The sequence below is a fragment of the Burkholderia cepacia complex sp. TUM26381 genome, assembly GCF_057439935.1.
Map to the genome: position 1 here is coordinate 1,759,755 of NZ_CM172006.1, position 26,670 is coordinate 1,786,424.

A 26,670-nucleotide genomic window follows, 5' to 3' on the forward strand; every position below is an offset into this window, starting at 1 on the left:
CGGCGCACCGTGGCCGCGGCGGGCGACGCGGGCATCACGACGCCGAGTAGTGCGTGTTGAAGACTGCGCGCAGCGTCGATTTGTCGGTGGCGAAGTCGCCCCACAGCGGTCCGTCGTTCTGCGCGAACGCAAACGGCGCCGTACTGATCGACGCGAGGCGGAAGCGCCATTGCGCGGCTTCCTGGCGGAACGCGGTGAGTTGCATGTCGGACAGCGCCGTCTGCGCGCTGGCGAGCGTGACGAGCGGATCGACCGGATCGTTCGCGACGCGCACCTCGAAATGCAGGTGCGGGCCCGTCGCGGCGCCCGTCATCCCGACCGAGCCGATCCGCTGGCCCTGCTTCACGGTTTCGCCGGTCTTGAGGCCGCGAGCGAACGCGGACAGGTGCGCGTAGTAGGTCGAATATCCGTCCGCGTGATCGACGATCACGTAGCGGCCGTAGCCGCCCGGATCGGTGCCGACGAACGACACGACGCCGTCGGCCGCCGCATCGACGGGCGTGCCGCTCGGCGCGGCGAGATCGACGCCCGTGTGGAACGCCATCGCCTGCGACAACGGATGGATGCGCTCGCCGAAGAACGAGCTGATGCGCGTCCACTTGACCGGCATCGTGAACGCGGCGGCTTCGAGCGGCGAGCCGTCGAGCGCGTAGTACGCGCCGTGCTCGGCGCCCGGCGCGCGGAACCAGATCGCGCCGAAGGTGCGGCCGGCAACGCGCAGTTCGAGCGCGGTGAGGCGCGGCGTGCCGCCGTTCGTGTCGAACGCGACGCGGTAATAGTCGCCGCGTTGCGCACTCGCGCGCATGGCGACCTTGCCGGTCACCAGATCGCCGAGCTGGATGCGTACTTCAGGCGGCACGTCGAGACGGTTCAGCGTATCGGACAGCGTGAGTTCGATGTCGCCCGCACGCATCCCTTGCTGGTTCTCGGGCGCCGCGAACTGGAACAGGCTCGCATAGCCGAGCATGTCGTTGCGGTGCGCGCTGAGCGGCGCGAACAGGCCCGGTTGCAGGCTGCGGTCGTTGCGCTCGACGTGTTCGTTGCGCTCGCCGATCGTGCGCGCGAGTTCGCTCGTCACGAAATGCTGCGCGGTGGGAAACGGCGTGTCGGACAGCACGCGCTGCGGCAGCGCGGCCGTGCCCGAGTCGACAGCGCCTGGCAGTTGCGATACGGCCGGCAGGGCGGCGGCGAGGCCGAACGCGGCGAGGGCGCCGAGCACGGCGGCCGGCACGAGCGCGCGCACGACGCGCTGCGCGCGGCCGGGCGCGAAAGCAGGGGTAGCGGCAGAGTTGACCAAGGTGTCCACATCCAGGAAAGCGGTTCAAAGGGGTGTGGGCAGGGGCCGCCGGCGGCTCATCCGTCGAACGGCGACGGGGCGGGTGGCGGGCGTGCAACAAAACAGGCCCCGCCAGGGGCCTGTGTCGTTTCCGTTCGACCCAACACACGGGGCGGGCCCGCTTCGAACGGCGGCGTGCATACCGGGTCGAACCCGGTTATCACGAAGACGCTAAAGAAAGATGACAGCGTCAGTCTACCGATGTTCCGCGAAACGTTAAAAATTTTAAAAGGGGTCGGCTCACTCGTTTCGCAGTGCGGTAAATCGGGTTAAATCAGCATTTGTTACGACGTTTTTCGTCAGTCTGGCAATTTTTGCGCGCGAACACGCAGCGCGGTGGAGGTGCGGACGGTATCGAAGCCGGCGTCGAGCATCGCTTCGGCGTCGTTCCACAGGTTGCCGCGCAGCCGGTTGGTCCAGATCATCGACGCGAACACGCCTTCGAGCAGCGACACGAGATAGACGGCGGCCAGGTGCACGTCGAGATTGGCGGCGATCTCGCCGGCCGCGATCGCGCGGCGCAAGAGCGCCTTCGTGATCCGCAGCATCTGCAGTTCGAGCAGCATGCGGCGCCGCTGCAGCGCGCCGTTCTCCTCGCTCTGCTCGCACTTCGTATAGAGAATCACGAGCACGCGCTGCATCGGGCCCGGCTCGCCGCATTCCTGCAGATAATGCGATGCGGCGCGTCGCAGCGTGGCGAGCGGCGGCAACCCGTCGCCCGCGTCGAAACCCTCCGACGTGCGCGCGAACGCGCGGTCGCAGATCGCAAGACACACCTCCATCTTGTTGCGGTAGTGGCCGTAGACGGCGCCCCGCGACATTCCGGCCGCCTCGGCGAGGTCCGCCATCGCGGTTTGCGCGACGCCTTTTTCGAGCAACACGAGCTCGGCGGCGTCGAGGATCCGGTGCTTGATGGCGAGTGATTCTTCCCGGGTCTTGCGGGCCATGTCGTGAATTTCCTTACAGTTCGCTGTCGTTTTATGGAGACAGTGTCGCGGTCAGATTGAAACCGCATGTATTTAATCAGTCGTGACTGATTATAATCGGCCACCCTGAGCCGCCGCATTTTATCGGCGGCGAACGATCCGAGGTCTATATGAATAACAATCGCTCCCTGTCGCGCCACGGTCTGGCGCCGTTCGCGTTGGCGGCCGTGCTGGCCCTGGCCGGATGTGGAAAGGGCGACAAGGACGCCGCGCCGGAGACCGCGAAGCAGGCCACCGTCGTGACGGTGCACCCGACAGCCGTGCCGATGACCGTCGAGCTGCCGGGCCGGCTCGATGCGTACCGGCAGGCGGAGGTGCGCGCGCGGGTCGCGGGCATCGTCACCGCGCGGACTTACGAGGAAGGCCAGGAAGTGAAGCAGGGCGCGGTGCTGTTCCGCATCGATCCCGCGCCGCTGAAGGCCGCACGCGATGCCGCGCAGGGCGCGCTCGCGAAGGCGCAGGCCGCCGCGCTCGCGGCGAGCGACAAGCGCCGCCGTTACGACGATCTCGTGCGCGATCGCGCGGTGAGCGAACGCGACCACACCGAGGCCGTCGCGGCCGACACGCAGGCGAAGGCCGAAGTCTCGTCCGCGAAGGCCGAGCTCGCGCGTGCGCAGCTGCAACTCGACTACGCGACCGTTACCGCGCCGATCGCGGGCCGCGCACGGCGCGCGCTCGTGACCGAAGGCGCACTCGTCGGCCAGGACCAGGCGACGCCGCTCACGACCGTCGAACAGCTCGATCCGATTTACGTGAACTTCTCGCAGCCGGCCGCCGATGTCGATGCGCTGCGCCGCGCAGTGAAGAGCGGACGTGCGACGGGCATCGCGCAGCACGACGTCGCGGTGACGCTGCTGCGCGCCGACGGCACCGCGTATCCGCTGAAGGGCAAGCTGCTGTTCAGCGATCTCGCGGTCGATCCGACCACCGACACCGTCGCGATGCGCGCGCTGTTCCCGAATCCGGAGCGCGAGTTGCTGCCGGGCGCGTACGTGCGGATCGCGCTCGACACGGCGGTCGACCAGCGGGCGATCCTCGTGCCGCGCGACGCGCTGCTGCGCACGACCGACCGCACGTCGGTGCGCGTGGTCGGCACGAACGGCAAGGTCAAGGACGTCGAGGTCACGGCCGACCAGATGAGCGGCCATGACTGGCGCATCACGCGCGGCCTCGCGGGCGGCGAGCGCGTGATCGTCGACAACGCCGCACAGTTCGCGCCCGATTCGGCCGTCAAGCCCGTCGAGAAGGCGTCGCCGTCGCAGGCGGCGCCGGCAGCAGCCGCTTCGCAGGCGGCCGCCCGTCAAACCTGACCGGTTAAACCAACATGGCACGTTTCTTTATCGATCGCCCCGTCTTCGCGTGGGTGATCGCCATCTTCATCATGCTGGGCGGCATGTTCGCGATCCGCGCGCTGCCCGTGGCGCAGTACCCGGACATCGCACCGCCTGTCGTCAGCATCTATGCGACGTACCCGGGCGCGTCCGCGCAGGTCGTCGAGGAATCGGTGACCGCGCTGATCGAGCGCGAGATGAACGGCGCGCCGGGGCTGATGTACACGTCCGCGACGAGCAGCGCCGGGATGGCGTCGCTGTACCTGACGTTCAAGCAGGGCGTCAACGCCGATCTCGCGGCCGTCGAAGTGCAGAACCGGCTGAAGACGGTCGATGCGCGCCTGCCCGAGCCGGTGCGCCGCGACGGCATCCAGGTCGAGAAGGCCGCCGACAACATTCAGCTGGTCGTGTCGCTGACGTCCGAGGACGGCCGGATGACCGCCGTGCAGCTCGGCGAGTATGCGTCGGCGAACGTCGTGCAGGCGCTGCGCCGCGTCGAGGGGGTCGGCAAGGTGCAGTTCTGGGGCGCCGAGTATGCGATGCGGATCTGGCCCGACCCGGTGAAGATGGCCGGGCACGGCCTCACCGCATCGGACATCGCATCGGCCGTGCGTGCGCACAACGCGCGCGTGACGATCGGCGATATCGGCCGCAGCGCGGTGCCGGACAGCGCGCCGATTGCGGCGACCGTGTTCGCCGATGCGCCGCTGAAGACGCCGGCCGATTTCGGCGCGATCGCGCTGCGCGCGCAGGCCGACGGCTCCGCGCTGTTCCTGCGTGACGTCGCACGGATCGAATTCGGCGGCAACGACTACAACTATCCGTCGTACGTGAACGGCAAGGTCGCGACCGGCATGGGCATCAAGCTCGCACCGGGCTCGAACGCGGTGTCCACCGAGAAGCGCGTGCGCGCGACGATGGACGAGCTGTCCGCGTACTTCCCGCCGGGCGTGAAATACCAGATCCCGTACGAGACGTCGTCGTTCGTGCGCGTATCGATGAACAAGGTCGTCACGACGCTGATCGAGGCCGGCGTGCTGGTGTTCCTCGTGATGTTCCTGTTCATGCAGAACCTGCGCGCGACGCTGATTCCGACGCTCGTCGTGCCGGTCGCGCTCGCGGGCACCTTCGGCGTGATGTATGCGGCGGGCTTCTCGATCAACGTGCTGACGATGTTCGGGATGGTGCTCGCGATCGGCATCCTCGTCGACGATGCGATCGTCGTCGTCGAGAACGTCGAGCGGCTGATGGTCGAAGAGGGGCTGGGGCCCTACGACGCGACCGTCAAGGCGATGAAGCAGATCAGCGGCGCGATCATCGGGATCACCGTGGTGCTGACGTCGGTGTTCGTGCCGATGGCGTTCTTCGGCGGGGCCGTGGGCAACATCTACCGGCAGTTCGCGCTGTCGCTCGCGGTGTCGATCGGCTTCTCGGCGTTCCTCGCGCTGTCGCTGACGCCCGCGCTGTGCGCGACGCTGCTCAAGCCCGTGAACGGCGACCATCACGAGAAGCGCGGCTTCTTCGGCTGGTTCAACCGCTTCGTTGCACGTGCGACGCAGCGCTATGCGACGCGCGTCGGCGCGATGCTGAAGAAGCCGGTGCGCTGGCTGGTCGTGTACGGCGCGCTGACCGCGGCCGCGGCATTGATGCTCACGCAGCTGCCGACCGCGTTCCTGCCGGACGAGGACCAGGGCAACTTCATGGTGATGGTGATCCGCCCGCAAGGCACGCCGCTCGCGGAAACGATGCAGAGCGTGCGCGAGGTCGAGTCGTATATCCGCAAGGACGAACCGGCCGCGTATACGTTCGCGCTCGGCGGCTTCAACCTGTATGGCGAAGGGCCGAACGGCGGGATGATCTTCGTCACGCTGAAGAACTGGAAGGAGCGCAAGGCCGAGCGCGATCACGTGCAGTCGATCGTCGCGCGCATCAACGAGCGCTTCGCGGGCACGCCGAACACGACGGTGTTCGCGATGAACTCGCCGGCGCTGCCCGATCTCGGCTCGTCGAGCGGCTTCGACTTCCGGCTGCAGAACCGCGGCGGGCTCGACTACGCGACGTTCAGCGCCGCGCGGGAGCAACTGCTCGCGGCAGGCGGCAAGGACCGCGCGCTCACCGACCTGATGTTCGCAGGCACGCAGGACGCGCCGCAGCTGAAGCTCGACATCGATCGCGCGAAGGCGTCCGCGCTCGGCGTATCGATGGACGAGATCAACACGACGCTCGCGGTGATGTTCGGCTCCGACTATATCGGCGACTTCATGCACGGCACGCAGGTGCGGCGCGTGATGGTGCAGGCCGACGGGCTGCACCGGCTCGATCCGGACGACGTGAAGAAGCTGCGCGTGCGCAACGCGCGCGGCGAGATGGTGCCGCTCGCGGCGTTCACGACACTGCACTGGACGCTCGGGCCGCCGCAGCTCACGCGCTACAACGGCTATCCGTCGTTCACGATCAACGGCTCGGCGGCGGCAGGCCACAGCAGCGGCGAGGCGATGACCGCGATGGAGCGGATCGCCGCGAAGCTGCCGGCCGGCATCGGCTTCGCGTGGTCGGGGCAATCGTTCGAGGAGCGGCTGTCGGGCGCGCAGGCGCCGATGCTGTTCGCGCTGTCGGTGCTCGTCGTGTTCCTCGCGCTCGCGGCGCTCTACGAGAGCTGGTCGATTCCGTTCGCGGTGATGCTGGTCGTCCCGCTCGGCGTGATCGGCGCGGTGCTCGGCGTCACGCTGCGGATGATGCCGAACGACATTTATTTCAAGGTGGGGCTGATCGCGACGATCGGGCTGTCCGCGAAGAACGCGATCCTGATCGTCGAAGTCGCGAAGGATCTCGTTGCGCAGCGCATGTCGCTCGTCGACGCGGCGCTCGAGGCCGCGCGCCTGCGGCTGCGGCCGATCGTGATGACGTCGCTCGCGTTCGGTGTCGGCGTGCTGCCGCTCGCGTTTGCGTCGGGTGCGGCGTCGGGCGCGCAGATGGCGATCGGCACCGGCGTGCTCGGCGGCGTGATCACGGCGACCGTACTCGCGGTGTTCCTCGTCCCGCTGTTTTTCGTGATCGTCGGCCGCCTGTTCGACGTCGGCCCGCGCCGGCGTGGCGGGGCGCAGCCGGCGACGATGGAGGGTTCGCAATGATGTTCGCGCTGAATGCACGCGCCGCGCTGCGGGTTCAGCTCGCGCTGGCCGCCGCGCTCGCGCTCGCCGGATGCTCGCTCGCGCCGCGTTACGAGCGGCCGGCGGCGCCGGTGCCGGCGACTTATGCGCCGGTTGAAGGCAGCACGGCGCCAGCCGCCGAACCGGTTGCCGCGCAGCTCGACGACTGGCATGCGTATTTCACCGATCCGGCGCTGCAGGCGTGGATCGACGCAGCGCTCGCGAACAACCGCGACCTGCGGATCGCAGCCGGCCGCCTCGAGGAGGCACGTGCGCTGTATGGCGTGCAGCGCGCGGACCTGATGCCGTCGGTCGACGCGAATCTCGGCTATGAACGCGTGCGGCAGTACGATCCCGTCGTGCGCGAAAGCGCGATCAGCGGACTGTATCGCGCGGGCGTCGGCATCAGTGCATACGAGCTCGATTTGTTCGGCCGCGTGCGTAACCTGTCCGATGCCGCGCTGGCCGAATATTTCGCGACGGCCGATGCGCAGCGCGCGGTTCGCATCGGCGTGATCTCGGAAGTGGCGGGCGCCTACGTATCGGAGCGTTCGCTGCACGAGCAGCTTGCGCTGGCGCAGCGTACGCTCGACGCGCGCGAGCGCATGGCCGCGCTCACGCAGCGCCGCTACGCGGCCGGCACGAGCGACGCGATCGAGCTGCGTTCGGCCGAGATGCTGGTGGCGTCCGCGCGCGCATCGCAGGCCGCGCTGCAGCGCGAGCATGCGCAGGCGGTACGGGCGCTGCAGCTGCTGGCGGGCGACTTCGCGCGCAACGTGCCCGACGACGCAACCGCGCTCGACGCGCTGTCGATCGCACCGGTGGCGCCGGGCGCGCCGAGCGAATTGCTCGAACGGCGGCCGGACATCCGGCAGGCCGAAGCGCGGCTCAAGGCCGCGAACGCGCAGATCGGCGCCGCGCGCGCGGCGTTCTTTCCGCGTATCGCGCTGACGACCGATTACGGTTCGGTGAGCGACGCGTTCTCGAGCCTGTTCGCGGCCGGCACGAGCGTGTGGACGTTCGCGCCGCGCATCACGCTGCCCATTTTCGCGGGCGGACGCAATCGCGCGAACCTCGATGTCGCGAACGCGCGCAAGCACATCGCGGTGGCCGAGTACGAAAAGACCGTGCAGACGGCGTTCCGCGAAGTGGCCGACGCATTCGCCGCGCGCGACTGGATCGATCGCCAGCTTGCCGCGCAGCAGGACGTGTATGCGGCGGACGGCGCGCGGCTGAAGCTCGCGGAGCGCCGTTATGCCGGCGGCGTCGCGACCTATCTCGAACTGCTCGATGCGCAGCGCAGTACGTACGAGTCGGGGCAGGAGCTGATCCGGCTCAAGCAGCTCAGGCTCGCGAACGCGATCGCGTTGTACCGTGCGCTCGGCGGCGGCTGGTCGCCGGCATCGGCGGAGGCCGCAGCTTCCGCGTGATGCGCGCCGCGTTGCCTGGCGCCGCAGTGCATCGGGTGACGTAACGGCGGCCGCACGATTCGACGTGCGGCCGCCGGTTCACCAGTCGTGCTGCCCGCCGTATCGCCGATCATGTTCGGCGCTTCCTTTCGCTGTCCAGCGAACCATCCAGACGTTTTTTTTCTCGCGGCGGTGCGCGCTAAGCGGCATCCCGCATCCCTCGACCGGCGACCGGCGACCGGTCGTGTTGCTCTCCGGCGCAAACGTGTGCGCACATCTTCGTGGTTTCCTCTCGGCCATTCAGGCTCGCAAATTTCGTATCGGCGACTGCGCACGCGTGAGATTCACGATCGGGAATTGAAGATCGGATTAATCAATGAATTGGAATTAATGAGGGCGGCAAAGTGTCGCGGTAAAACGTTTGTATTCGTTTCGCAATCGTTTGCGTGGCAAATCGAGATTGGCGAAACGCCTCATTTAATTTCCTGTCAGTTGAAAATGATTTGATATGGGCGTTGTCGCCGGGCAACGATGGCGGCGTTGGACAATATTTTGTCTTTTGCGTAACGGATCTTTGCCGGGCCAGTGCTGGCAAGGCAGGGCGAGGTGTCGATGGTTATCGGCAAGAAATTCCATTAATCTTCAATTGGTTCCGGAAAATAAAAAAGGACTGCGGACAAAATATCCGCGATTGAAAATCATGAAGAAAGAATGCGGTTTTAGAGGGGTAAATCGAACATTGTCAGAAGCGTTTGACAATGATTTACAGAAATCTTTCACGATTATCTCGATAATGCCGCCTCGTGTCGGACGGGAGCCAGCACACGCTGCCGTTTGTGTCCGCCACGTCGTCCACTCCATTTGCAGTCCTTAACGGGAAACGTCATGAAAAAAACCATCCTGACCGCTGTCGCACTCGCGGCCCTGTCCACCTCGGCCTTCGCAGCGGGCACCGGCACGATCAACTTCACGGGCGAGATCGTCGCGGGCGCATGCGGCATCGATTCGGGCTCGGTCAACCAGACCGTGAACCTCGGCAAGGTGCCGACCAACGTGTTCAAGCAGGCTGGCGACAAGTCCACGCCGACCAACTTCGACATCAAGCTGACCGACTGCGACACGAGCATCGCGAAGAACGCGTACTTCACGTTCACGGGCACGTCGAGCGCAGGCCAGCCGAAGCTGCTCGCCACGATCGGTTCGGCAACCAACGTCGGCATCCGCCTGCAGGCAGCGTCGGGCGAATACCTCGACAACGGCGCCGAGCAGAAGGCACCGACCGTGCTGCAAAACGGCACGAACATCGCACGCTTCGCAGCCATGTACGAAGCGACGGCAGCCGGCGTGACGCCGGGTACCGCCGACAGCGTCGCGAACTTCACGGTCCGCTACCAGTAAGCGCCCGTACCGGAGGAGGGATGCGTGCTGCCCTTCCTCCTTCTTCCGTCCTCCCGTTTTCCCTTCTCCTCGGACTTCCGGTAGCGCCGCGTGCGAATCAGACATTCCTTCCTTTGCGTCTCCGTGCTGGTCGTCGGCAGCCAGAGCCATGCGACGGAATTCAATTCGTCGTTCCTGAACATCGACGGCACGAACAATGTCGATCTGTCGCAGTTCTCGGAGGCGGACTTCACGCTGCCGGGCGAGTACATGCTCGACGTGCAGGTCAACGACCTGTTCTACGGGCTGCAATCGATCGAGTTCATCGCGATCGATGCGTCGGGCGCGGGCAAGCCGTGCCTGCGGCCGGAACTCGTCGCGCAGTTCGGGCTGAAGCCGGCGCTTGCGAAGGACCTGCCGCGCTTCCAGGGCGGACGTTGCGTCGACCTCGGCGCGATCGAGGGCGCAACCGTGCGTTACCTGAAAAGCGACGGACGGCTCAAGATCACGATTCCGCAGGCCGCGCTCGAGTTCACCGATTCGACCTACCTGCCGCCGGAGCGCTGGTCCGAAGGGATTCCGGGGGCGATGCTCGACTATCGCGTGATCGCGAACACGAACCGCAACTTCGGCGCGGGCGGTAGCCAGACGAATTCGATCCAGGCCTACGGGACGGTCGGTGCGAACTGGGATGCGTGGCGCTTTCGCGGCGACTACCAGGCGCAATCGAACGTGGGCAACACGGCGTACGCGGATCGCACGTTCCGCTTCAGCCGGCTGTATGCATTTCGCGCGTTGCCGTCGATCCAGTCGACGGTAACGTTCGGCGACGACTACCTGACCTCCGACATTTTCGACACGTTCGCGCTGACGGGCGCGTCGATCCGCAGCGACGACCGCATGCTGCCGCCTTCGTTGCGCGGCTATGCGCCGCTGATCGCGGGCGTCGCGCGCACCAACGCAACCGTGACCGTGTCGCAGGCGGGCCGCGTGCTGTACGTGACACGCGTGTCGCCGGGCGCCTTCGCTTTGCAGAACATCAACACGAGCGTGCAGGGCACGCTCGACGTCGCGGTCGAGGAAGAGGACGGCAGCGTGCAGCGCTTCCAGGTGACGACGGCCGCCGTGCCGTTCCTCGCGCGCACCGGGCAATTGCGCTACAAGGCCGCGGTCGGCAAGCCGCGCCTGTTCGGCGGCGCCGGCATCACGCCGTTCTTCGGTTTCGGTGAAATCGCATACGGCCTGCCGTTCGACATCACCGCGTACGGCGGCTTCATCGCCGCGTCGGGCTATACGTCGGTCGCGCTCGGCGTCGGCCGCGATTTCGGTGCATTGGGCGCGGTGTCGGCCGACGTCACGCATGCGCGTGCACGGCTGTGGTGGAACGGCGCGACGCGCAACGGCAACTCGTATCGGATCAACTATTCGAAGCACTTCGACGGACTCGACGCCGACGTGCGCTTCTTCGGCTATCGCTTTTCCGAACGCGACTACACGAACTTCGCGCAATTCTCGGGCGACCCGACCGCGTACGGGCTCGCCAACAGCAAGCAGCGCTATTCGGCGACGATGTCGAAGCGCTTCGGCGACACGTCGACCTATTTTTCGTACGACCAGACGACCTACTGGGCGCGTTCGTCCGAGCAGCGCGTCGGCCTCACGCTGACGCGAGCATTCTCGATCGGCACGCTGCGCAACGTGAACGTCAGCGTGTCGGCATTCCGCACGCAGAGCGCCGGCGCGAGCGGCAACCAGTTCTCGGTTACCGCGACGTTGCCGATCGGCGGCCGCCACACCGTCACGTCGAACCTGACGACGGGCAGCGGCAGCACGAGCGTGAACGCGGGCTACATCTACGACGATCCGGCCGGCCGCACCTACCAGGTCAACGCGGGCGAAACCGACGGCCGCGCGTCGGCGAACGCGAGCTTCCGCCAGCGCACGACGGCGTACCAGCTCACCGCGCAGGCGTCGACCCTCGCGAACGCCTACGCGGCCGCCTCGCTCGAAGTCGACGGCTCGTTCGTCGCGACGCAGTACGGCGTGTCCGCGCATGCGAACGGCAATGCGGGCGATACGCGCCTGCTGGTGTCGACCGACGGCGTGCCCGACGTGCCGCTGTCCGGCTCGCTCACGCACACCGATTCGCGCGGCTATGCGGTGCTCGACGGCATCTCGCCGTACAACGTGTACGACGCGACCGTCAACGTCGAGAAGCTGCCGCTCGAAGTGCAGGTCACGAACCCGATCCAGCGCATGGTGCTGACCGACGGCGCGATCGGCTTCGTGAAGTTTTCCGCCGCGCGCGGCAGCAACCTGTACCTGACGCTGACCGACGCGGCCGGCAAGCCGCTGCCGTTCGGTGCATCGGTGCAGGACGCGGCGAACGGCAAGGAACTCGGCATCGTCGGCGAGGGCGGCGCGGCGTTCCTGACCCAGGTTCAGCCGAAGTCGACGCTGGCGGTGCGGGCGGGCGAACGTACGCTCTGCACGGTCGACACACTGCCGAACCGGCTCCAACTCGAAGGCACGCCGATTCCGGTGACGTGCCAGACGCCCGGCGAGTCGCATGCAGCGGCCGCGCGGGCCGAACGATGATTTCACGGATCCAGCGATGAAAAACACTTTCTCCGTTTCTTTTCGGCGACGCGCGTGGTGCGTGCTCGCAACCGCCGGCGCGCTGCTCGCGGGCGCCGCGCACGCGGCGATCGTGCCCGATCGCACGCGCGTGATTTTCAACGAAGGCGAACAGGCCGCGATCGTCACGATCACGAACAAGAGCACGACGTATCCGTATCTCGTGCAGTCGTGGCTCGAGGACGCGAAAGGCAACAAGATCACGTCGCCGCTGATGGTCGTGCCGCCGCTGCAGCGCGTCGAGGCGAACGAGCGCAACGTGCTGCGGATCGCGAAGCTGCCGGGCACCGAGCTGCCGGCCGATCGCGAATCGGTGTTCTACCTGAACATCCGCGAAGTGCCGCCGAAAACCGATACGCCGAACACGCTGCAGATCGCACTGCACACGCAGATGAAGCTGTTCTACCGGCCGAAGGCCGTGCAGCCCACGCGCGACGAGGACTGGACGTTGCCGATGACGCTGCGGGTGGATGCGGCCGCGCACAAGCTGGTGTTCGACAATCCGACGCCGTACCACGTGACGGTGGTCGACGTGAGCGCGGGCGCGCAGAAGACGCCGGTGCCGATCGAGCCGGTGATGGTGAGCCCGATGAGCACGGCCGACGTGCCGTTCAAGGCCGCGACGCCGGCGACGCTGTTCGTCACGCATATCGACGATTACGGCGGCCAGGTGGCGGTCGAGTATGCGTGCGAGGCCGGTGCTTGCAAGAGCGTGAAGAAATGAGCGGCGGTATGCGCCACCAGGGATCGCCGGCCGCTTGGCTGCGCTGGATCGTGCTTGTGTTGCTGGTCGCGGCAGTGCAGCCGGCATGGGCACTGCGCTGTCTGACCAACAGCGGCGCGACTTCGTTGACCGAGCCGATCGGCGGCGTTGCGTCGTATCCGACCGACGCGCCCGACGGCTATGTGATCTGGGTGTCGCCGGTGCGAACGACGTCGGGGTATTGCTACAAGGATCTGGGTGACGACAGCAGCCTGAAAGTCGTCGACAACATCTATTTCTACGCGAATCCGAATCGCACGAATCCTGCCGCCTGGGGGCTCGAGATCGGCATCCGTTACAAGGGTATCGATTATTTCGACAAGACCAGCAACCGAGGCGGCGGGGTGTTCACCGGGTATTCCGTGCCACCGTGCAGCAAGTACGACTTCGATCGAGGGCGTTGCGAGCAGACGCGAATCAGCATCGACTACCAGGTCGTGGTGCGCAAGCGGGGCAACTGGGTCCAGCCGCCGAGCGACATCTACACGGTATTTCAGTTCGACGGCGAGTTCGGGCTGAACGCATACAACCCGAGCTTCCAGTACCGCCTGAGCGGCCTGCGTAATCTCAAGCCGACGCCGTGCTTCGTCGACGTGCTTGTGACGCCCGAGCCGGGCATCGTCAATTTCGGACAGGTGCAGGCGGTGGGCAACGGCTTCATGCCCGCGGTACCGCGCAAGCGGTTTTCGCTGTCGCTGACGAAGAAATGCAACGTCGCGGTACGTGTTGACGGGTACTTCGAAACCAGCTTCCCGGTGCAGAACGGCTTGCTGGTGCCCGCGAAGGACAGCAATTTCGGGATCGGCATCGAGGACAGCCAGGGCAAGGCGATTCCGTTCAACGAACAGTTCAACCTCGCGCAATTCCCGTCCAACGTCATGAACCAGAGCGTATTGATGGACGCGGTGCTGAAGTCGTTCGGACCGCCGAAGATCGGGCGGTTCGACGCGACGGCGACGATCCGGTTGTTCATCTATTGATATCGACGGCGACACCGTCGTCGGCTCGCGCAACGGATGTACGGCTTGCGTCGTAACCCGACGATGGTGGATGACCATTCGGGTTTCAGTCCAGGGAGGAGACGCACATGCAAACGCGGTATCGGGTGGTGGCAACATCGATCGCGATCGCGCTGATGCTCGCCGGCGGCCACGCGCAAGCACAAGTGCCCGGTGCAATATCGCTGACCCGGCTCGGCGATCTCGGCGGGATGCGGGATCGTACGAACCAGGTCAGCGGCGTCAGTGCGGACGGCAAGACCTTCGTCGGTTCTTGCTCCAGTTACACGAATCCGGCCGAACCGGGGCGTGCATTCTCATGGTCGGCGCAGACTGGCTGGCAACGGCTGGCTTCACCGTCCGATGAACGCTCGTCAAGAGCCAATGCCGTGTCGTCTGACGGGCGCGTTGTCGTAGGGTCGCTCGCCCAGCCCGGTCCGTATGGCAACGATGCGGTATCGGCTGTCCGTTGGCCCGGGGACGGCAGCGTGCAACCCATTGCACCGTCAACGGCAACGCGGTATTTCAGCGACGCCAGCGTGATGAATCGCGACGGCTCGCGCATCGCGGGTAGCTACACGACGACCGACGGGCACAATGCGCTGTTTCTGTGGGACAGTCGCAGCGGTTTCAACCGTATCACCACCGATGAGGACTTCGCTGCGAGCGCGGTTCACATGAATCAACCCGGCGACGCAGTGGCAGGAAGCGTCGGGAATGTGGGCGGTGTCTATGGCTCGCGCGCTTTCGTCTGGACGGTGCGCTCGGGCGTTCGGCTGCTGCCGGCCATTTCCTCGGCTCCTGCGCTCATGGACCGGGCTATCAGTGTAAGCGACGACGGTCAAACTGTCGTGGGGAATGCCGGGACCGGGCGATCGTTGCCGTCGCCGTGGGGCGAGAGGGAGGGCACCGTCGCGGTCCGCTGGCTGAATGGCGGGAACACGATCGAACAACTCGGCATGCTCGACGGCGACAACTACAGCTATGCCGAACACGCCAATGCGGACGGCAGCGTCGTGGTGGGCCAGTCGGGGAACACCGAACGCGACACTGTCAGGACGTTCATCTGGACGCAGGGCGTCGGCATGCGAAGTCTGCCGGCGCTGCTGGACGCCGCGGGCGTATCGCGCGGCGGGCTGCGGCTGGATACGACGCTGGCGATCAGCCCGGACGGCAGCCTGATCACCGGGCAGGAGTATCTGGACGACAACTATCGTCCGTTGTTCTGGCAGATACGCATCGCGCTGTCCTCGCTGCGGCCGGCGCCACGCCAGTAGCGTCGACGCGGGCCGCGGAAAAGGCGTCGGGGAACCGGCGCCTCGTTTCGCTGTTCGCCGGAAAGAAGCAGGAAAGTCATGGCGGGCGGAATCGCAACCGACCTCCGATCACATTCAGGATGGCGAACTTCTACCTGTTGCCGGCCCGGTATGGCACGGTCCGGGTGCGGAGATACGGGACGATCGGCTTGCGTCGATACCGTGCAAGGCAGGGGCGTCGGCAACGGCTTCGCGAAGCGGCCGTGCGTTGTGCCGATGACAGCCGTCCGCCTCGCTGCATCGTTCGAACCGATACACGACGGCCGGCGGAAAATTCATCCACGCGACACCGACCCGCACGGCGCGAATGCGCAGGGCTTCCAGATAGCGTGCCGGAATCGGGCAGCGCGGCACATAGGTGAATTGATAGAACGCGCCACCGGCGGCCAGGTGGCGCGCGAATGCGCAGTGCACGATCGCGACGGCCTGCTCGACCGGCATCGCGACGAGCGGCAACCCGCTCACGATTGCATCTGCGCGTTCCCCGCCGAAGAAGTCACCCGTCATCCCGAGCTGGGCCGCATCCATCTGCATGATCCGCAACGCGGGGAACTGATGCCGCAGCGCGTTGGCAAACGCGGGATCGGCTTCCACCAGCACGAGCCGGTCGCTCGCGACGCCGCGCGCGAGCAGCGCACGTGTGAACACGCCGGTGCCGGCGCCGAGCTCGATCACGGACGCGCGTTCGCGCGGGACATGCGCGGTGATCAGCGCGGCGAGCGCCGGGCCGGACGGCGCAAGTGCGCCGACCCGGCGCGGATTGCGCAACCACGTACGCAGAAACAGCATCCATTCGGGGATACGCATCGACAGGCTCCTGGCGGGATCGATCGGGGGCAATGACAGGCGCGGTTAGCCGGCCGCTTGCGCGGCGAGATAGCCGGCGGTGATGAACAACGTGTTCCAGAGCGCGATGCCGGCCGCCGCCCCCGACGCGAAGCGCGCGAAGCTCGTTTGCAGCAATCCGGCGAGCGCCGGCGCGACGAGCCGGACGAACGGCACCAGTTGCGACCAGAGTGCGAGCCGCGTGGGCCGCGCGCGGATGCCTTCGATCAGCGCGTCCATTCTGGCGGGCTGCAGCCTGCCCAGCGGCGCGACGCGGCGCAGCAGGGCCAGCACGCTGTCTTCAGGCCACAGATTGCCGAGCGCGTAATGAAGGAGGCAGCCGGCGAAACTGCCGAGCGCCGTGACGACGATCGCTTCCGGCAGTGTCCATGCGCCTTGCGCACCGGCGACACCGATCATCGCGAGCAGCACGTGGGAGGGCAGCACGGGGATCAACCGTTCGATCAGCGACAGGCCGGCGAGGCAGGCGATGCTGTTGGCGCCGGCCAGGCTGAGCGCGAGGCCGAACGGGACGAGCGCGGCGACTTGGTTCATCGCGCCGCTCCCGCGCGGCGCGCGCGCAACGCACGCAATGCGGGCGGCCTTTCATGCCAGAATGCCCGGCACCGGGACGGCGCGAAGCGGGCGCGCCGTGCCGTCTTGCATCGCAGCAACGGAATCGAAGGACAGAACACGGTCATGGCGGGCCTCTCGGGAAAGCGCCAACTGCATTGCACCGGCAATGCGGCGATCGACACGCATCGTGGCCCCCCGGCTTTAAGAAGTTTTTAATCGCGGTCCGTCAGGCTGGCGACCTCGCCATTCGAGGAGCGAAACCGATGCAGATCCTGCTGGTGGAAGACGACGCGATGCTGGCCGACGCCGTGCGGGCCGGCCTGGCCCAGAACGGCTGGCGCGCGGACTGGGTGGCCGACGTGCCGGCGGCTCGGCTCGCGCTCGTCGGTCGCGACTACGACGCGGTGCTGCTCGACCTGCAGTTGCCGGGCGCATCCGGTTTCACGCTGCTCGCCGCGATGCGCGCGAACTACGACGCGACGCCGGTATTGATCGTGACCGCCCGCGATCAGCTGAGCGACCGTATCCGCGGGCTCGACGCCGGCGCCGACGACTATCTCGTGAAGCCGTTCCAGCTGGACGAGCTCTATGCGCGGCTGCGCGCGCTGACGCGCCGCAGCCAGGGCCGCGTGTCGGAGCGGCTGGTCTACCGCGATATCCACGTCGATCCGTCACGCAAGGAAGTCACGCGCGCCGGCGAACCCGTCGCGCTCAGCATTCACGAGTACCGGACGCTGGTCGCGCTGATGGAACGGCAAGGACGCGTCGTCACGCGGACGCAGCTTGAAGCGCGCGTGTATGGCAACGACGGCGCCATCGAAAGCAACACGATCGCGGTGTACATCCATCAGCTTCGGCGCAAGCTCGGCGACGAACTGATCGTGACGGTGCACGGTTTCGGCTATCGCGTCGGGGAGGGCACGGCATGAGGTCGCTGCGTATGCGCTTGCTCGCCACCGTGATGGCGACGGTGGTCGTGTTCTGGGCGAGCTGGGGCGCGGTCCTCGGCGTCGGCCTGTGGCGCGAGCAGCGCGGCTGGCGCGACGGCTTGCTCGAGGGCGCCGCGCAACTGCTGCTGCTGTCGCTGCCCGATGCAATCGACCGCCTGCCCGAAGCCCGCGCCCAGGCGGTGTTGCCGAAAGGCGCGTACGGCAAATACGACGTCGCGTTCCAGATCTGGATCGACGGCCGCAACGTCATGCACAGCGCGGATGCGCCGGGGCCGGCGCTCAAGGCCGACATGCGGGACGGATACGGGGTGAGCAGCGGGCGCGGCGTTGCGCACGACGAGACCTGGCGGGTCTATTCGCTGTCGGATCCGGCGGGCCGGATCCGCGTGCAGACGGGCGGGCCGGCCACGACCTGGCAGGAGAAGGCGAACAATGCGCTGCAACTCGGCCTGTTCAATACGGCGGTGCTGCTCGGCATGCTGGGCGTGGCGATCTGGTGGGGGATCCGCTGGTCGTTCGGGCCGGTGCGCGACGTTCAGCGGGCGATCCAGCACAAGGCCGCATTCGATTTCTCGCCGTTGCCGCTGATGACGCTGCCACGCGAGCTCCGGCCGCTCGTCGAGTCGTTCAATCGCCTGCTCGCGCGGCTGAGCCAGGCCGTCGATACCGAGCGCCGTTTCATCGGCGATGCGGCGCACGAGTTGCGCATTCCGCTGGCGGCGTTGTCGGCGCAGGCGGAAGTCGCGTTGCGGGCGGACAGCCCCGCGGACAAGGACGCCGCGCTGCGCCGTCTGGCAACGGGCGTCGAACGCAGCGCGCGGCTGTCAGGACAATTGCTCGAGCTGGCGCGGCTCGATGCAGGATCGCGCGCCGAGCAGCACGGGCCGGTGGACCTGTCGCGGCTCGTTGCGCTGATCGCGAGCGACTTCGACGCGGCCGCGCATGCGCGCCGGCAGACGGTGCGGGTGGCGGTCGAGCCGGTGTGCGTGTGGGGCGATCTGGATGAAATCGCGATCGCGGTGCGCAACCTGATCGACAACGCGCTGCGTTACGGCCATGAAGGCGGGCGGGTCGAGATCGCGTGCGACGGCCTGGCCGGCACGGACGGGGCGCGCGTCAGGTTGCGTATCGCGGACGACGGGCCGGGCGTGCCGGTCGACGAGCATGCGCGGATCTTCGAACGCTTTTACCGGGTCCCGGGTACGGCGCAGCCGGGTAGCGGCATCGGCCTGTCGCTGGTCGCGCGCATTGCCGAGTCTCACGGCGGGGCGGTCGACGTGGCGGCCGGTATCGATGGGCGTGGACTGGCGGTGATCCTGTCGTTTCCGATCTGGCTGGCGCCCGAGCGCTGGCAGCGTTAGCGCGAGCGCCTGCGCTGCCCGAGTCGCAAGAACAAAAAAAGCGCCGGCGAGCCGGCGCTTTTTCACCTCTACCGCGCAACGCTCAGCGCACCCAGCGGCACACCTTGTGATGGTGATGCTCGAAGTGGCACACGCGGTGCGGATGCGCTTCGGCAATCGCCGGCACGAGTACGGCGGCGGCAACGGCGGCGGCGGTCAGGGTTTTCAGTAGCGTCTTCATGTTGAGGTCCTGTCGTTGAATGGCGGATTGCGGGAGCGACGGCATTACCACTGCGGCCGCTGATCGTCGTGCCGGTCGTCCCGGCGCTCGTCACGCGGGCCGGGATGCTGGGCTTCCCAGTCACGGCGTTCCCAGTAGCGATTCCCGTCCCAGTAACGATCGCCATGCCAGCCGATCGTGACTTCGGCAGGGCCAGGGTAGGCCACGCACCCGCCGAGCATCACGCTCGACAGCACGCCAACCATGACTGCGGATAACACGATGGATTTCATGTTGTTCTCCCTTGGAAACAGCAAGTCGATCGTACGAGCCCCCAAAATTTCACGTGGTAAGAAGTTGCTACCGCCCGTGACAGGTGCAGGCGTTTCGTCAGATGCGTGAAAGCATGCGTGGACGCGGCACAAGCGGTGCGCAACGGCCGGTACGCGACGCATCCGCCCCGACAACGATTTCGTCAATTGTTCAGACAAATCCTGACAACTGAAAGGGTCATCCGGTAATCGGATTGAGAATGATTTGCGTTTACGTTAAATTGCGCTATCTCGGAATTTGACGGAGCAGATCGATGGCCATGGCGGAAGTGCTTGACCGACCGGCGGCGGCAGCGGCAAACCCGTTCCTCGGCAGTTATCCGGACCTGCCGCCGCGTGCGCGCCGGGCCGCGGAGCCCCGTGCGCAGGGTGCGCTGCTCGACGTGCTGATCTCTCATCGCTCGATGCTCGTCAATGTCGCGCGCGGCTTCGTCGGCTGCGCGAGCCGTGCGGAGGACGTCGTGCACGACGTGTTCGTGAAGCTCGTCGAATTCCCGAACCAGGATGCGGTGCGCCAGCCGGTCGCATACGTGACGCGGATGGTGCGCAATGCGTCGATCGACGCATGCCGCCGGCAAAGCCTCGAGAACGTCTATCACACGGAAGAGGACGACGGTTTCGACGTGCCGTCGCCCGAGCCGACGCCGGAAGCCGCGCTGATGACGCGCGATACGCTGCGGCGCGTGTGGGCCGCGCTCGACGACCTGCCGGCCCGCAGTCGCGCGGCCTTCGAGATGGTGCGGCTGCGCGAGGAAACGCTGCAGACCGCGGCGCGCGCGCTGAACGTGTCGCAGACACTCGTGCATTTCATGGTGCGCGACGCGGAGCGCCATTGCGCGGAATGCCTCGACGCATGCCAGCGCGGCGTCGCGTGCCCGGTGTTCCTGGGCGGCCGCGCGCGGCGGCGGTAAAAAAACGCGCCGGCCAACCGTCTATCAGACAGGAGCGGCCGAAACCGCCGCTTCGCCTCCTTCAACCGTCTCAGCGATTTCCGATCATGACGCAAGCCCCGACGCCTTCCGCCGACACCGACGATCTCGTCTACACGGTCGTCATCAACGACGAAGAACAGTATTCGATCTGGCCGACGTTCCGGCCCGTGCCGGCCGGCTGGCGCGAGGTCGGCGTGAGCGGCCCGAAGGCCGACTGTCTCGCCCATATCGAGGCCGTCTGGACCGACATGCGCCCCGCGAGCCTGCGCCGCGCGATGGACGGCGAGCGCGCGTCGCGCGCATCGTGACCTGCTGCGCCGCGATCCGGCGCGCCACCTGAAGAGGACGTTGCATGACCCTGCTTTCGTTGCCGACGCTCGACGATCTGCGTATCGAGCCGGGGCTGCCCACCGTCGTGTCGCCGCGCGGCAGCGACGGGATGTCGATCGACGACGTCGCGCCGCTGGCGCGCGAGATCGCGGCCGACACGCTCGAACGGGCGGGCGGCGTACTGTTCACGGGCTTTCACGTGCCGTCGATCGACGCGTTTCAGCAGTTCGCGGCATCGTTCGGCGATCCGTTGATCGGCTATGAATATGCGTCGACGCCGCGCAGCCAGGTCGAAGGCGCCGTCTACACGTCGACCGAATACCCGCCGCACCGCGCGATTCCGCTGCACAACGAGCAGTCGTACACGCGCGAATGGCCGCTGCGGATCTGGTTCCACTGCGCGCTCGCCGCGCCGAAGGGCGGGGCGACGCCGATCGCGGACAGCCGCGCGGTGTATCGCGCGCTCGATCCGGCGCTCGTCGCGCGCTTCGAAAAACGCGAGCTGCTGTACGTGCGCAATTTCGGGCAGGGGCTCGATCTGCCGTGGCAGCAGTCGTTCGGCACCGACGAGCCGGCCGAGGTCGAACGGATGTGTGCGGCGCGCGGCATCGAATGCACGTGGCGCACCGACGATGACGGCGAATTGCTGCTGCGCACGCGCGAACGCTGCCAGGCCGTTGCACGCCATCCGCGCACCGGCGATCGCGTGTGGTTCAACCAGGCAAACCTGTTTCACCTGTCGGCGCTCGACGACGACATGCAGGAAGCACTCGTCGACGCGGTCGGTCTCGAGAACGTGCCGCGCAACGTGTACTACGGCGACGGCGAACCGCTCGAGGCCGGCGCGCTCGCGGAGATCCGCGGCGTGCTCGACCAGCAGCGCATCGTGTTCCCGTGGCGCACGGGCGACGTGCTGATGCTCGACAACATGCTGACCGCGCATGCGCGCGACCCGTTCGAGGGGCCGCGCAAGGTCGTCGTCGCGATGGCGCAGAGTTATACGGTCCCGCGCGACCGAACGGAGGCTTGATGACGCGTAGTACCGCCGCGCTTGCCGCGCGCGGGCTGTCGGTAGGATATCGCGACCATGTCGTGATCGACGGGCTGGACCTGTCGATCGCGGCCGGCCGCGTAACCGCGCTGTGCGGACCGAACGGCTGCGGCAAGAGCACGCTGCTGCGCACGCTCGCGGGCCTGCAGCCCGCGCGTGCCGGCCATGTCGACGTGAACGGCCAGCCGCTCGCATCGTTTCGCCGTCGCGCGCTCGCACGCGAGCTGACGATGCTCGCGCAGTTCAACCAGATTCCGTCGGGCCTGACCGTGCGCGAACTCGTCGCCTACGGGCGCTATGCGTACGGCGGCTTCCTGCGCGGCCTGTCGCGGGCCGACCATGCGGCGATCGACGAGGCGCTCGACACGAGCGGCCTCGCCGGCGACGCGGAGCGCGACGTCGGCGCGCTGTCGGGCGGCGAACGCCAGCGCGCGTGGATCGCGATGGCGCTCGCGCAGCAGGCGCCGATCGTGTTGCTCGACGAACCGACGACCTATCTCGACATCCATCACCAGCTCGACATCCTCGACGCACTGCGCACGCTGAATCGCACGCGCGGGCTGACGATCGTGTGGGTGCTGCACGACCTGAACCAGGCGGCCGCGTACAGCGACGAGATCGTGTTGATGCGTGCGGGCCGTCTCGTCGCGCAGGGCACGCCCGACGCGATGCTCGATCCGGCGCGGCTGCGTGCGGCGTTCGGCGTCGAGATGCTGAAGCTCGCGCATCCGCAGACGGGCGCACCGATGTGCGTGCCGGCCTACGGTCCGGCAACCGACGGCGCGCCGCAGGCGGCCGGCGTCTTCGACCGGGATCTCGCCGTATGACGACGTTCGCGATGCGCAAGCGCCTCGCGGCGACCGGGAAGGGGGCAGCCACCGGACGGGCCGGCGCGATCGCGTTCGGCCTCGTCGCGTTGATCGCGATCTTCGCGGCGCTGCGCGTCGCGCCCGACCTGCGCGTGTGGTGGGACGCGGTGCCCGGCAGCGATGCCGCGTCGCTCGCACACGTGTTCCTGTTCGACCTCAACCTGCCGCGTGTCGCAGCGGCGCTCGTCGCAGGCGGCTGCCTCGGCATGGCGGGCGCGCTGTTCCAGTCGCTCACGCGCAATCCGCTCGCGTCGCCCGACCTGCTCGGCGTGACGGGCGGCGCGCAGCTCGGCCTGCTCGCGGCGATGCTCGTGCCGGCATTGGCGGGCGTCGCGACGGTGCCGCTGCTGTTCGTCTGCGGGCTCGCTGCCGCCGCATGCGCGATCGTTGCGGCGGGCGGTTGGCGCGCGACGCCGTTGCGGCTCGTGCTCGCGGGCAGCGTGTGCATGCTGCTGTTCGCCGCGCTGTCGACGCTCGTGCTCGCGTTCTTCGAGCAGAACATCGCGGGGGCCGCGCTGTGGACCAACGGCAGCCTGTACCAGCCTGGCGCGACGGGCCTCGCGCTCGCCGCGCGCTGGCTCGTCGTGCCGCTGATCGCGCTGCCGTTCGTGATCCGGCCGCTGAATCCGCTCACCCTCGGCGATGACGCAGCGGCCGCGGCCGGCGTGCGCGTCGATGCGACGCGGCTGGCCGCGACGATCGTCGCGGTTGCGTTCACCAGTGTGGCCGTCAGCATCGCGGGCCCGCTGTCGTATGTCGGCCTCGTCGCGCCGAACCTGCTGCGCCAGGTGCGCGGCGCGCGCGCGGCTCGGCTCGGCGTGCTGGTGCCGTTGTCGGCGCTCACCGGCGGCGCGCTCGTGCTCGTCACCGACAGCGCGGTGCTCGCGTCGGGTCTCGACGCGACGCTGTCGACCGGCGTCGCGATCGCACTGGTCGGTACGCCGCTGATGCTCGCGATGATCCGGCGCGGCGCTGCCTGGTCGGGCGTGCTCCATGCGGATGCCGAACGTGCGGCGGGCGGCGGGTCGACGCGGCTCGTCGGCTGGCTCGAACGGCTCGGCTGGCCGTTGCGCACGGCGCTGTTCGTCGCTGTCGGCGCGCTCGTGGTGTGGGGCGGCGTGTCGGCCGGCCCCGAATGGCTGTCGCCCGTGCGCTGGTCCGCCGCGCTGTCCGGTCACGATGCGCTCGCGCGGATGCTGATCGACCTGCGCATGCCGCGTCTGCTGTGCGCGTTGCTCGCCGGCGCATTGCTTGCCGTCAGCGGCGTCGCGATGCAAAGCGTCGTGCGCAATCCGCTCGCGGGTCCCGAAGTGCTCGGCGTCACGCAGGGCGCAGGGCTCGTCACGCTGTTCGCATTGTCGACGTGGCCGCTGATGGGGCACGTGACGCTCGCGGCCGCCGCGTTGATCGGCGGTGGCCTGTCGCTCGCGATCACGCTCGCGCTGAATCACCGGCATCGCTACGCGCCGCTCGCGGTCGCGCTGACCGGTATCGTGATCGGCGCGCTGTGGACGACACTCGCACAATGGCTGATCACGCAGGAAAGCGTGCAGCCCGCGCGCTTCGTCGTGTGGCTCGTCGGCGGCACCTATGGCCGCAGCTGGGGCGAAGTGTCGATGCTGCTGCCGTGGTGTGTACTCGCTGTGCCCGTGTTCGCATGGCTCGCGAAGCCGCTCGACATGCTCGCGCTCGGCGACGACCAGGCGGCCGCGCTCGGCCTGCCGGTGGCCGCGCTGCGGCCGCTCGCGTTGACGATCGCGACGCTCGCCGCGTGTGCGGCCGTCGCGGCGGTGGGGCCGGTCGGCTTCATCGGACTGATGGCGCCGCACGTCGCGACGATGCTCGGCGCACGCCGGCATCGCACGCGGCTGTGGCTCGCGGCTGCGTGCGGCGCGCTGATCCTCGGTGTCGCGGATCTCGCGGCGCGCACGGTCGTCGCACCGCGCGAAGTGCCGGCCGGCGTGCTGACCGCGCTGATCGGCGCGCCTTACCTGCTCGGGCTGCTGATTCTCGAGGGGCGCCGCGCCCGGCGCGCAGGGCGATGACGCCGGCGCTCGACGATACGCGCGCCACGCGCTTTTCGGCGTTCGCGCCGGAACCGTTCGCCGAACATCTCGACGTTGTCTGGCTCGGCATGCCCGAAGACGTACGTGCGCCGGGCCGCATCGTCATACCCGTCAGCGCATTGCCAGCCCATCGCGACGCAGTGCTCGACGCGATGGTCGGCCACTACGGCGGCGATCCCGCGCAGCATGCACGCGCGCTGATGTCGCAATGGAGCAAATACTATTTCGGCCGCGCGGTGCCGGCCGGCGTCGTCGCCGCGCTGACGCTCGGCCGGCCGCTCGACATGAACCCGGAGCGCACGTTCGTCGCGCTCGACGACGGGATGCCGGCCGCGCTGTATTTCGCGGCGGACGCGCTCGGCGCGCCGTGCGACGATCCCGTGCCCCGCTATGCGGGACTCGTCGCGCATCTCGGCGCGGTGATCGACCTGCTGGCGGCAATGGGCCGCGTCACGCCGCGCGTGCTGTGGAGCAATGCGGGCAACCTGCTCGACTATCTGCTCGACACGTATCGTTCGCTGCCGTGCGCGGCCGATCCCGTCCGCGATGCGGACTGGCTGTTCGGGTCGACCTGTATCCAGGGCGAATCGAATCCGCTGCGCCAGCCCGTGCGCGATGCCGTGCCGCGCTCGGCGCTGCTGCCGACGCCGTTTCGCGCGCGCCGCGTGTGCTGCCTGCGCTATGAAATTCCTGGAGAAACGCAACTGTGTGGAAGCTGCCCCCTGCTACTGACGATGGACGACGCGGCGCTGGCCGAGCAGGACGCGATCCGGTGACGCACGCCGGCCGCCGGCATGCGCTCGGCGTACTCGCGGCGGCACTCGGCGCCGCGTGTTGCGGCACGTTCCCGGCATCGGTCGCCGCTGCGTCCGTTGCCAACGATGCACGCGGCGCGCAGGGCGCCGTGTCGCTGGCCGGCAACCCCGTCGTGTCGCAGGCGAGCGCGACGATGCCCGTGCGGCCGCAGCGCGTGGTCGCGCTCGACTTCATGTTCGCGGAAAGCGTGATCGCGCTCGACATCGTGCCGGCCGGGATGGCGGACACGGCGTTCTATCCGGGCTGGCTCGGTTACCAGAGCGAGCGGCTCGCGAACGTGACCGACATCGGCTCGCGGCAGGAGCCGGGGCTCGAGGCGATCGCGGCGGTCAAGCCCGATCTGATCATCGGCGTCGGCTTCCGCCATGCGCCGATCTTCGACGCGCTCGACCGGATCGCGCCGACGATCCTGTTCCAGTTCAGCCCGAACGTGTCCGACGGCGGCGTGCCCGTCACGCAGCTCGACTGGATGCGGCAGATCTTCCGGACCATTGGCGCAGTGACGGGGCGCGACGCCCGCGCACAGGCGGTCGACGCGCAGCTCGACGCCGGGATCGCGCGCAATGCGGCGCGGCTCGCCGCCGCGGGGCGCAAGGGTGAGCGGATCGCGCTGCTGCAGGATCTCGGCTTGCCCGATCGTTACTGGGCCTATACGGGCAACAGTACGTCGGCGGGCCTCGCGCGTGCGCTCGGGCTCGATCCGTGGCCGAAGAAACCGACGCGGGAAGGCACGCTGTACGTGACGTCGGCCGATCTGCTCCGGCAGCGCGACCTGGCCGTGATGTTCGTGACGGCATCGGGGATGGACGTGCCGCTGTCCGCGAAACTCGATTCGCCGGTGTGGCGCTTCGTGCCCGCGATGAAGGAACGGCGGATCGCGCTGATCGAACGCAATATCTGGGGGTTCGGCGGACCGATGTCGGCGCTGAAACTGGCCGACGTGATGACCGACACGATGCTGAAGCTGCCGGCCGTACGCAAGACGTGACGTGCAGGGCGTCGTGACCGGCGCGCCGCGCATCGGCAATAATCCCTTCCGAAATGCAAATCGCCGACGCGCT

Annotated in this window: 24 protein-coding genes; 18 read left to right on the top strand and 6 right to left on the bottom strand. The window is 67.7% G+C overall.

All coding sequences use genetic code 11. From position 1 onward, the window contains the following. Positions 1–34 precede the first annotated feature (34 nt). Together ACWMMN_RS08305 and ACWMMN_RS08310 are read right to left on the bottom strand one after the other, a co-directional pair. Positions 35–1,297, bottom strand: a complete 1,263-nt coding sequence (locus ACWMMN_RS08305) for a M23 family metallopeptidase (RefSeq protein ID WP_486423202.1) — start codon at positions 1,295–1,297, stop codon at positions 35–37. Between the two features lie 338 nt (positions 1,298–1,635). Continuing rightward, on the bottom strand, positions 1,636–2,283 hold the full coding sequence (locus tag ACWMMN_RS08310) for a TetR family transcriptional regulator (RefSeq protein ID WP_486423203.1): 648 nt from the start codon (positions 2,281–2,283) through the stop codon (positions 1,636–1,638). Between the two features lie 149 nt (positions 2,284–2,432). On the opposite strand from ACWMMN_RS08310, the gene ACWMMN_RS08315 reads away from it, so the two are divergent. The 9 genes from ACWMMN_RS08315 to ACWMMN_RS08355 all read left to right on the top strand — a co-directional run bounded on the left by ACWMMN_RS08315 (position 2,433) and on the right by ACWMMN_RS08355 (position 15,263). Further along, complete coding sequence (locus ACWMMN_RS08315) at positions 2,433–3,632, top strand: MexX/AxyX family multidrug efflux RND transporter periplasmic adaptor subunit (protein WP_486423204.1); 1,200 nt, start codon at positions 2,433–2,435, stop codon at positions 3,630–3,632. Between the two features lie 14 nt (positions 3,633–3,646). Further along, positions 3,647–6,784: a multidrug efflux RND transporter permease subunit gene (locus tag ACWMMN_RS08320; RefSeq protein WP_340624092.1), complete on the top strand. Its 3,138-nt coding sequence runs from the start codon at positions 3,647–3,649 to the stop codon at positions 6,782–6,784. After that, positions 6,784–8,232, top strand: a complete 1,449-nt coding sequence (locus ACWMMN_RS08325; protein WP_256086044.1) for an efflux transporter outer membrane subunit — start codon at positions 6,784–6,786, stop codon at positions 8,230–8,232. Before ACWMMN_RS08320 ends, ACWMMN_RS08325 begins: the two co-directional genes overlap by 1 nt. 425 nt (positions 8,233–8,657) lie before the next feature. Further along, positions 8,658–8,906: a hypothetical protein gene (locus ACWMMN_RS08330; protein ID WP_486423205.1), complete on the top strand. Its 249-nt coding sequence runs from the start codon at positions 8,658–8,660 to the stop codon at positions 8,904–8,906. Between the two features lie 190 nt (positions 8,907–9,096). Beyond that, positions 9,097–9,609 carry a fimbrial protein gene (locus ACWMMN_RS08335; RefSeq protein ID WP_059234292.1) on the top strand — a complete coding sequence of 171 codons (513 nt, stop codon included), beginning with the start codon at positions 9,097–9,099 and terminating at the stop codon, positions 9,607–9,609. 90 nt (positions 9,610–9,699) lie between these two features. Further along, a complete protein-coding gene (locus tag ACWMMN_RS08340; protein ID WP_455550526.1) occupies positions 9,700–12,186 on the top strand; it encodes a fimbria/pilus outer membrane usher protein in 2,487 nt (828 codons plus the stop codon). 16 nt (positions 12,187–12,202) lie between these two features. Then, positions 12,203–12,949, top strand: coding sequence for a fimbrial biogenesis chaperone (locus ACWMMN_RS08345; RefSeq protein ID WP_342704334.1), 747 nt, complete (start codon positions 12,203–12,205; stop codon positions 12,947–12,949). After that, complete coding sequence (locus ACWMMN_RS08350) at positions 12,946–13,968, top strand: fimbrial protein (protein ID WP_059234287.1); 1,023 nt, start codon at positions 12,946–12,948, stop codon at positions 13,966–13,968. Before ACWMMN_RS08345 ends, ACWMMN_RS08350 begins: the two co-directional genes overlap by 4 nt. Positions 13,969–14,075: 107 nt before the next feature. Then, a complete protein-coding gene (locus ACWMMN_RS08355) occupies positions 14,076–15,263 on the top strand; it encodes a calcium-binding protein (RefSeq protein WP_174991462.1) in 1,188 nt (395 codons plus the stop codon). A gap of 114 nt (positions 15,264–15,377) precedes the next feature. On the opposite strand, the gene ACWMMN_RS08360 is transcribed toward ACWMMN_RS08355, so the two are convergent. Continuing rightward, the gene (locus tag ACWMMN_RS08360; protein ID WP_256084830.1) at positions 15,378–16,109 is read right to left on the bottom strand and encodes a class I SAM-dependent methyltransferase; all 732 of its coding nucleotides are present in this window, start codon (positions 16,107–16,109) and stop codon (positions 15,378–15,380) included. Positions 16,110–16,154: 45 nt separating this feature from the next. Next, the gene (locus ACWMMN_RS08365; RefSeq protein ID WP_059234281.1) at positions 16,155–16,682 is read right to left on the bottom strand and encodes a DedA family protein; all 528 of its coding nucleotides are present in this window, start codon (positions 16,680–16,682) and stop codon (positions 16,155–16,157) included. A 284-nt stretch (positions 16,683–16,966) separates the two neighbouring features. On the opposite strand from ACWMMN_RS08365, the gene ACWMMN_RS08370 reads away from it, so the two are divergent. After that, on the top strand, positions 16,967–17,632 hold the full coding sequence (locus ACWMMN_RS08370; RefSeq protein WP_340624096.1) for a response regulator transcription factor: 666 nt from the start codon (positions 16,967–16,969) through the stop codon (positions 17,630–17,632). Further along, the gene (locus tag ACWMMN_RS08375; RefSeq protein ID WP_486423206.1) at positions 17,629–19,014 is read left to right on the top strand and encodes an ATP-binding protein; all 1,386 of its coding nucleotides are present in this window, start codon (positions 17,629–17,631) and stop codon (positions 19,012–19,014) included. Before ACWMMN_RS08370 ends, ACWMMN_RS08375 begins: the two co-directional genes overlap by 4 nt. Positions 19,015–19,096: 82 nt before the next feature. On the opposite strand, the gene ACWMMN_RS08380 is transcribed toward ACWMMN_RS08375, so the two are convergent. Beyond that, on the bottom strand, positions 19,097–19,234 hold the full coding sequence (locus ACWMMN_RS08380) for an HHHH-motif protein (protein WP_014897078.1): 138 nt from the start codon (positions 19,232–19,234) through the stop codon (positions 19,097–19,099). 44 nt (positions 19,235–19,278) lie between these two features. After that, positions 19,279–19,506: a hypothetical protein gene (locus ACWMMN_RS08385; protein ID WP_486423207.1), complete on the bottom strand. Its 228-nt coding sequence runs from the start codon at positions 19,504–19,506 to the stop codon at positions 19,279–19,281. 293 nt (positions 19,507–19,799) lie between these two features. Here ACWMMN_RS08385 and ACWMMN_RS08390 point away from each other — a divergent pair, with 293 nt between their 5' ends. From ACWMMN_RS08390 to ACWMMN_RS08420, 7 genes are all read left to right on the top strand, one after another. Continuing rightward, complete coding sequence (locus tag ACWMMN_RS08390) at positions 19,800–20,456, top strand: RNA polymerase factor sigma-70 (RefSeq protein WP_059234274.1); 657 nt, start codon at positions 19,800–19,802, stop codon at positions 20,454–20,456. 86 nt (positions 20,457–20,542) lie between these two features. After that, positions 20,543–20,785, top strand: coding sequence for an MbtH family protein (locus ACWMMN_RS08395; RefSeq protein WP_059234271.1), 243 nt, complete (start codon positions 20,543–20,545; stop codon positions 20,783–20,785). 44 nt (positions 20,786–20,829) lie between these two features. Continuing rightward, positions 20,830–21,837: a TauD/TfdA family dioxygenase gene (locus ACWMMN_RS08400; RefSeq protein WP_059234269.1), complete on the top strand. Its 1,008-nt coding sequence runs from the start codon at positions 20,830–20,832 to the stop codon at positions 21,835–21,837. Further along, positions 21,837–22,685 carry an ABC transporter ATP-binding protein gene (locus ACWMMN_RS08405; protein ID WP_059234266.1) on the top strand — a complete coding sequence of 283 codons (849 nt, stop codon included), beginning with the start codon at positions 21,837–21,839 and terminating at the stop codon, positions 22,683–22,685. The genes ACWMMN_RS08400 and ACWMMN_RS08405 overlap by 1 nt, the downstream gene beginning before the upstream one ends. Further along, a complete protein-coding gene (fhuB, locus tag ACWMMN_RS08410) occupies positions 22,682–24,772 on the top strand; it encodes a Fe(3+)-hydroxamate ABC transporter permease FhuB (RefSeq protein WP_486423208.1) in 2,091 nt (696 codons plus the stop codon). Before ACWMMN_RS08405 ends, fhuB begins: the two co-directional genes overlap by 4 nt. Next, positions 24,769–25,569, top strand: coding sequence for a siderophore-iron reductase FhuF (gene fhuF / locus ACWMMN_RS08415; protein ID WP_486423209.1), 801 nt, complete (start codon positions 24,769–24,771; stop codon positions 25,567–25,569). Before fhuB ends, fhuF begins: the two co-directional genes overlap by 4 nt. Next, the gene (locus ACWMMN_RS08420) at positions 25,566–26,597 is read left to right on the top strand and encodes an ABC transporter substrate-binding protein (protein WP_059234260.1); all 1,032 of its coding nucleotides are present in this window, start codon (positions 25,566–25,568) and stop codon (positions 26,595–26,597) included. The genes fhuF and ACWMMN_RS08420 overlap by 4 nt, the downstream gene beginning before the upstream one ends. Positions 26,598–26,670: the final 73 nt, after the last annotated feature.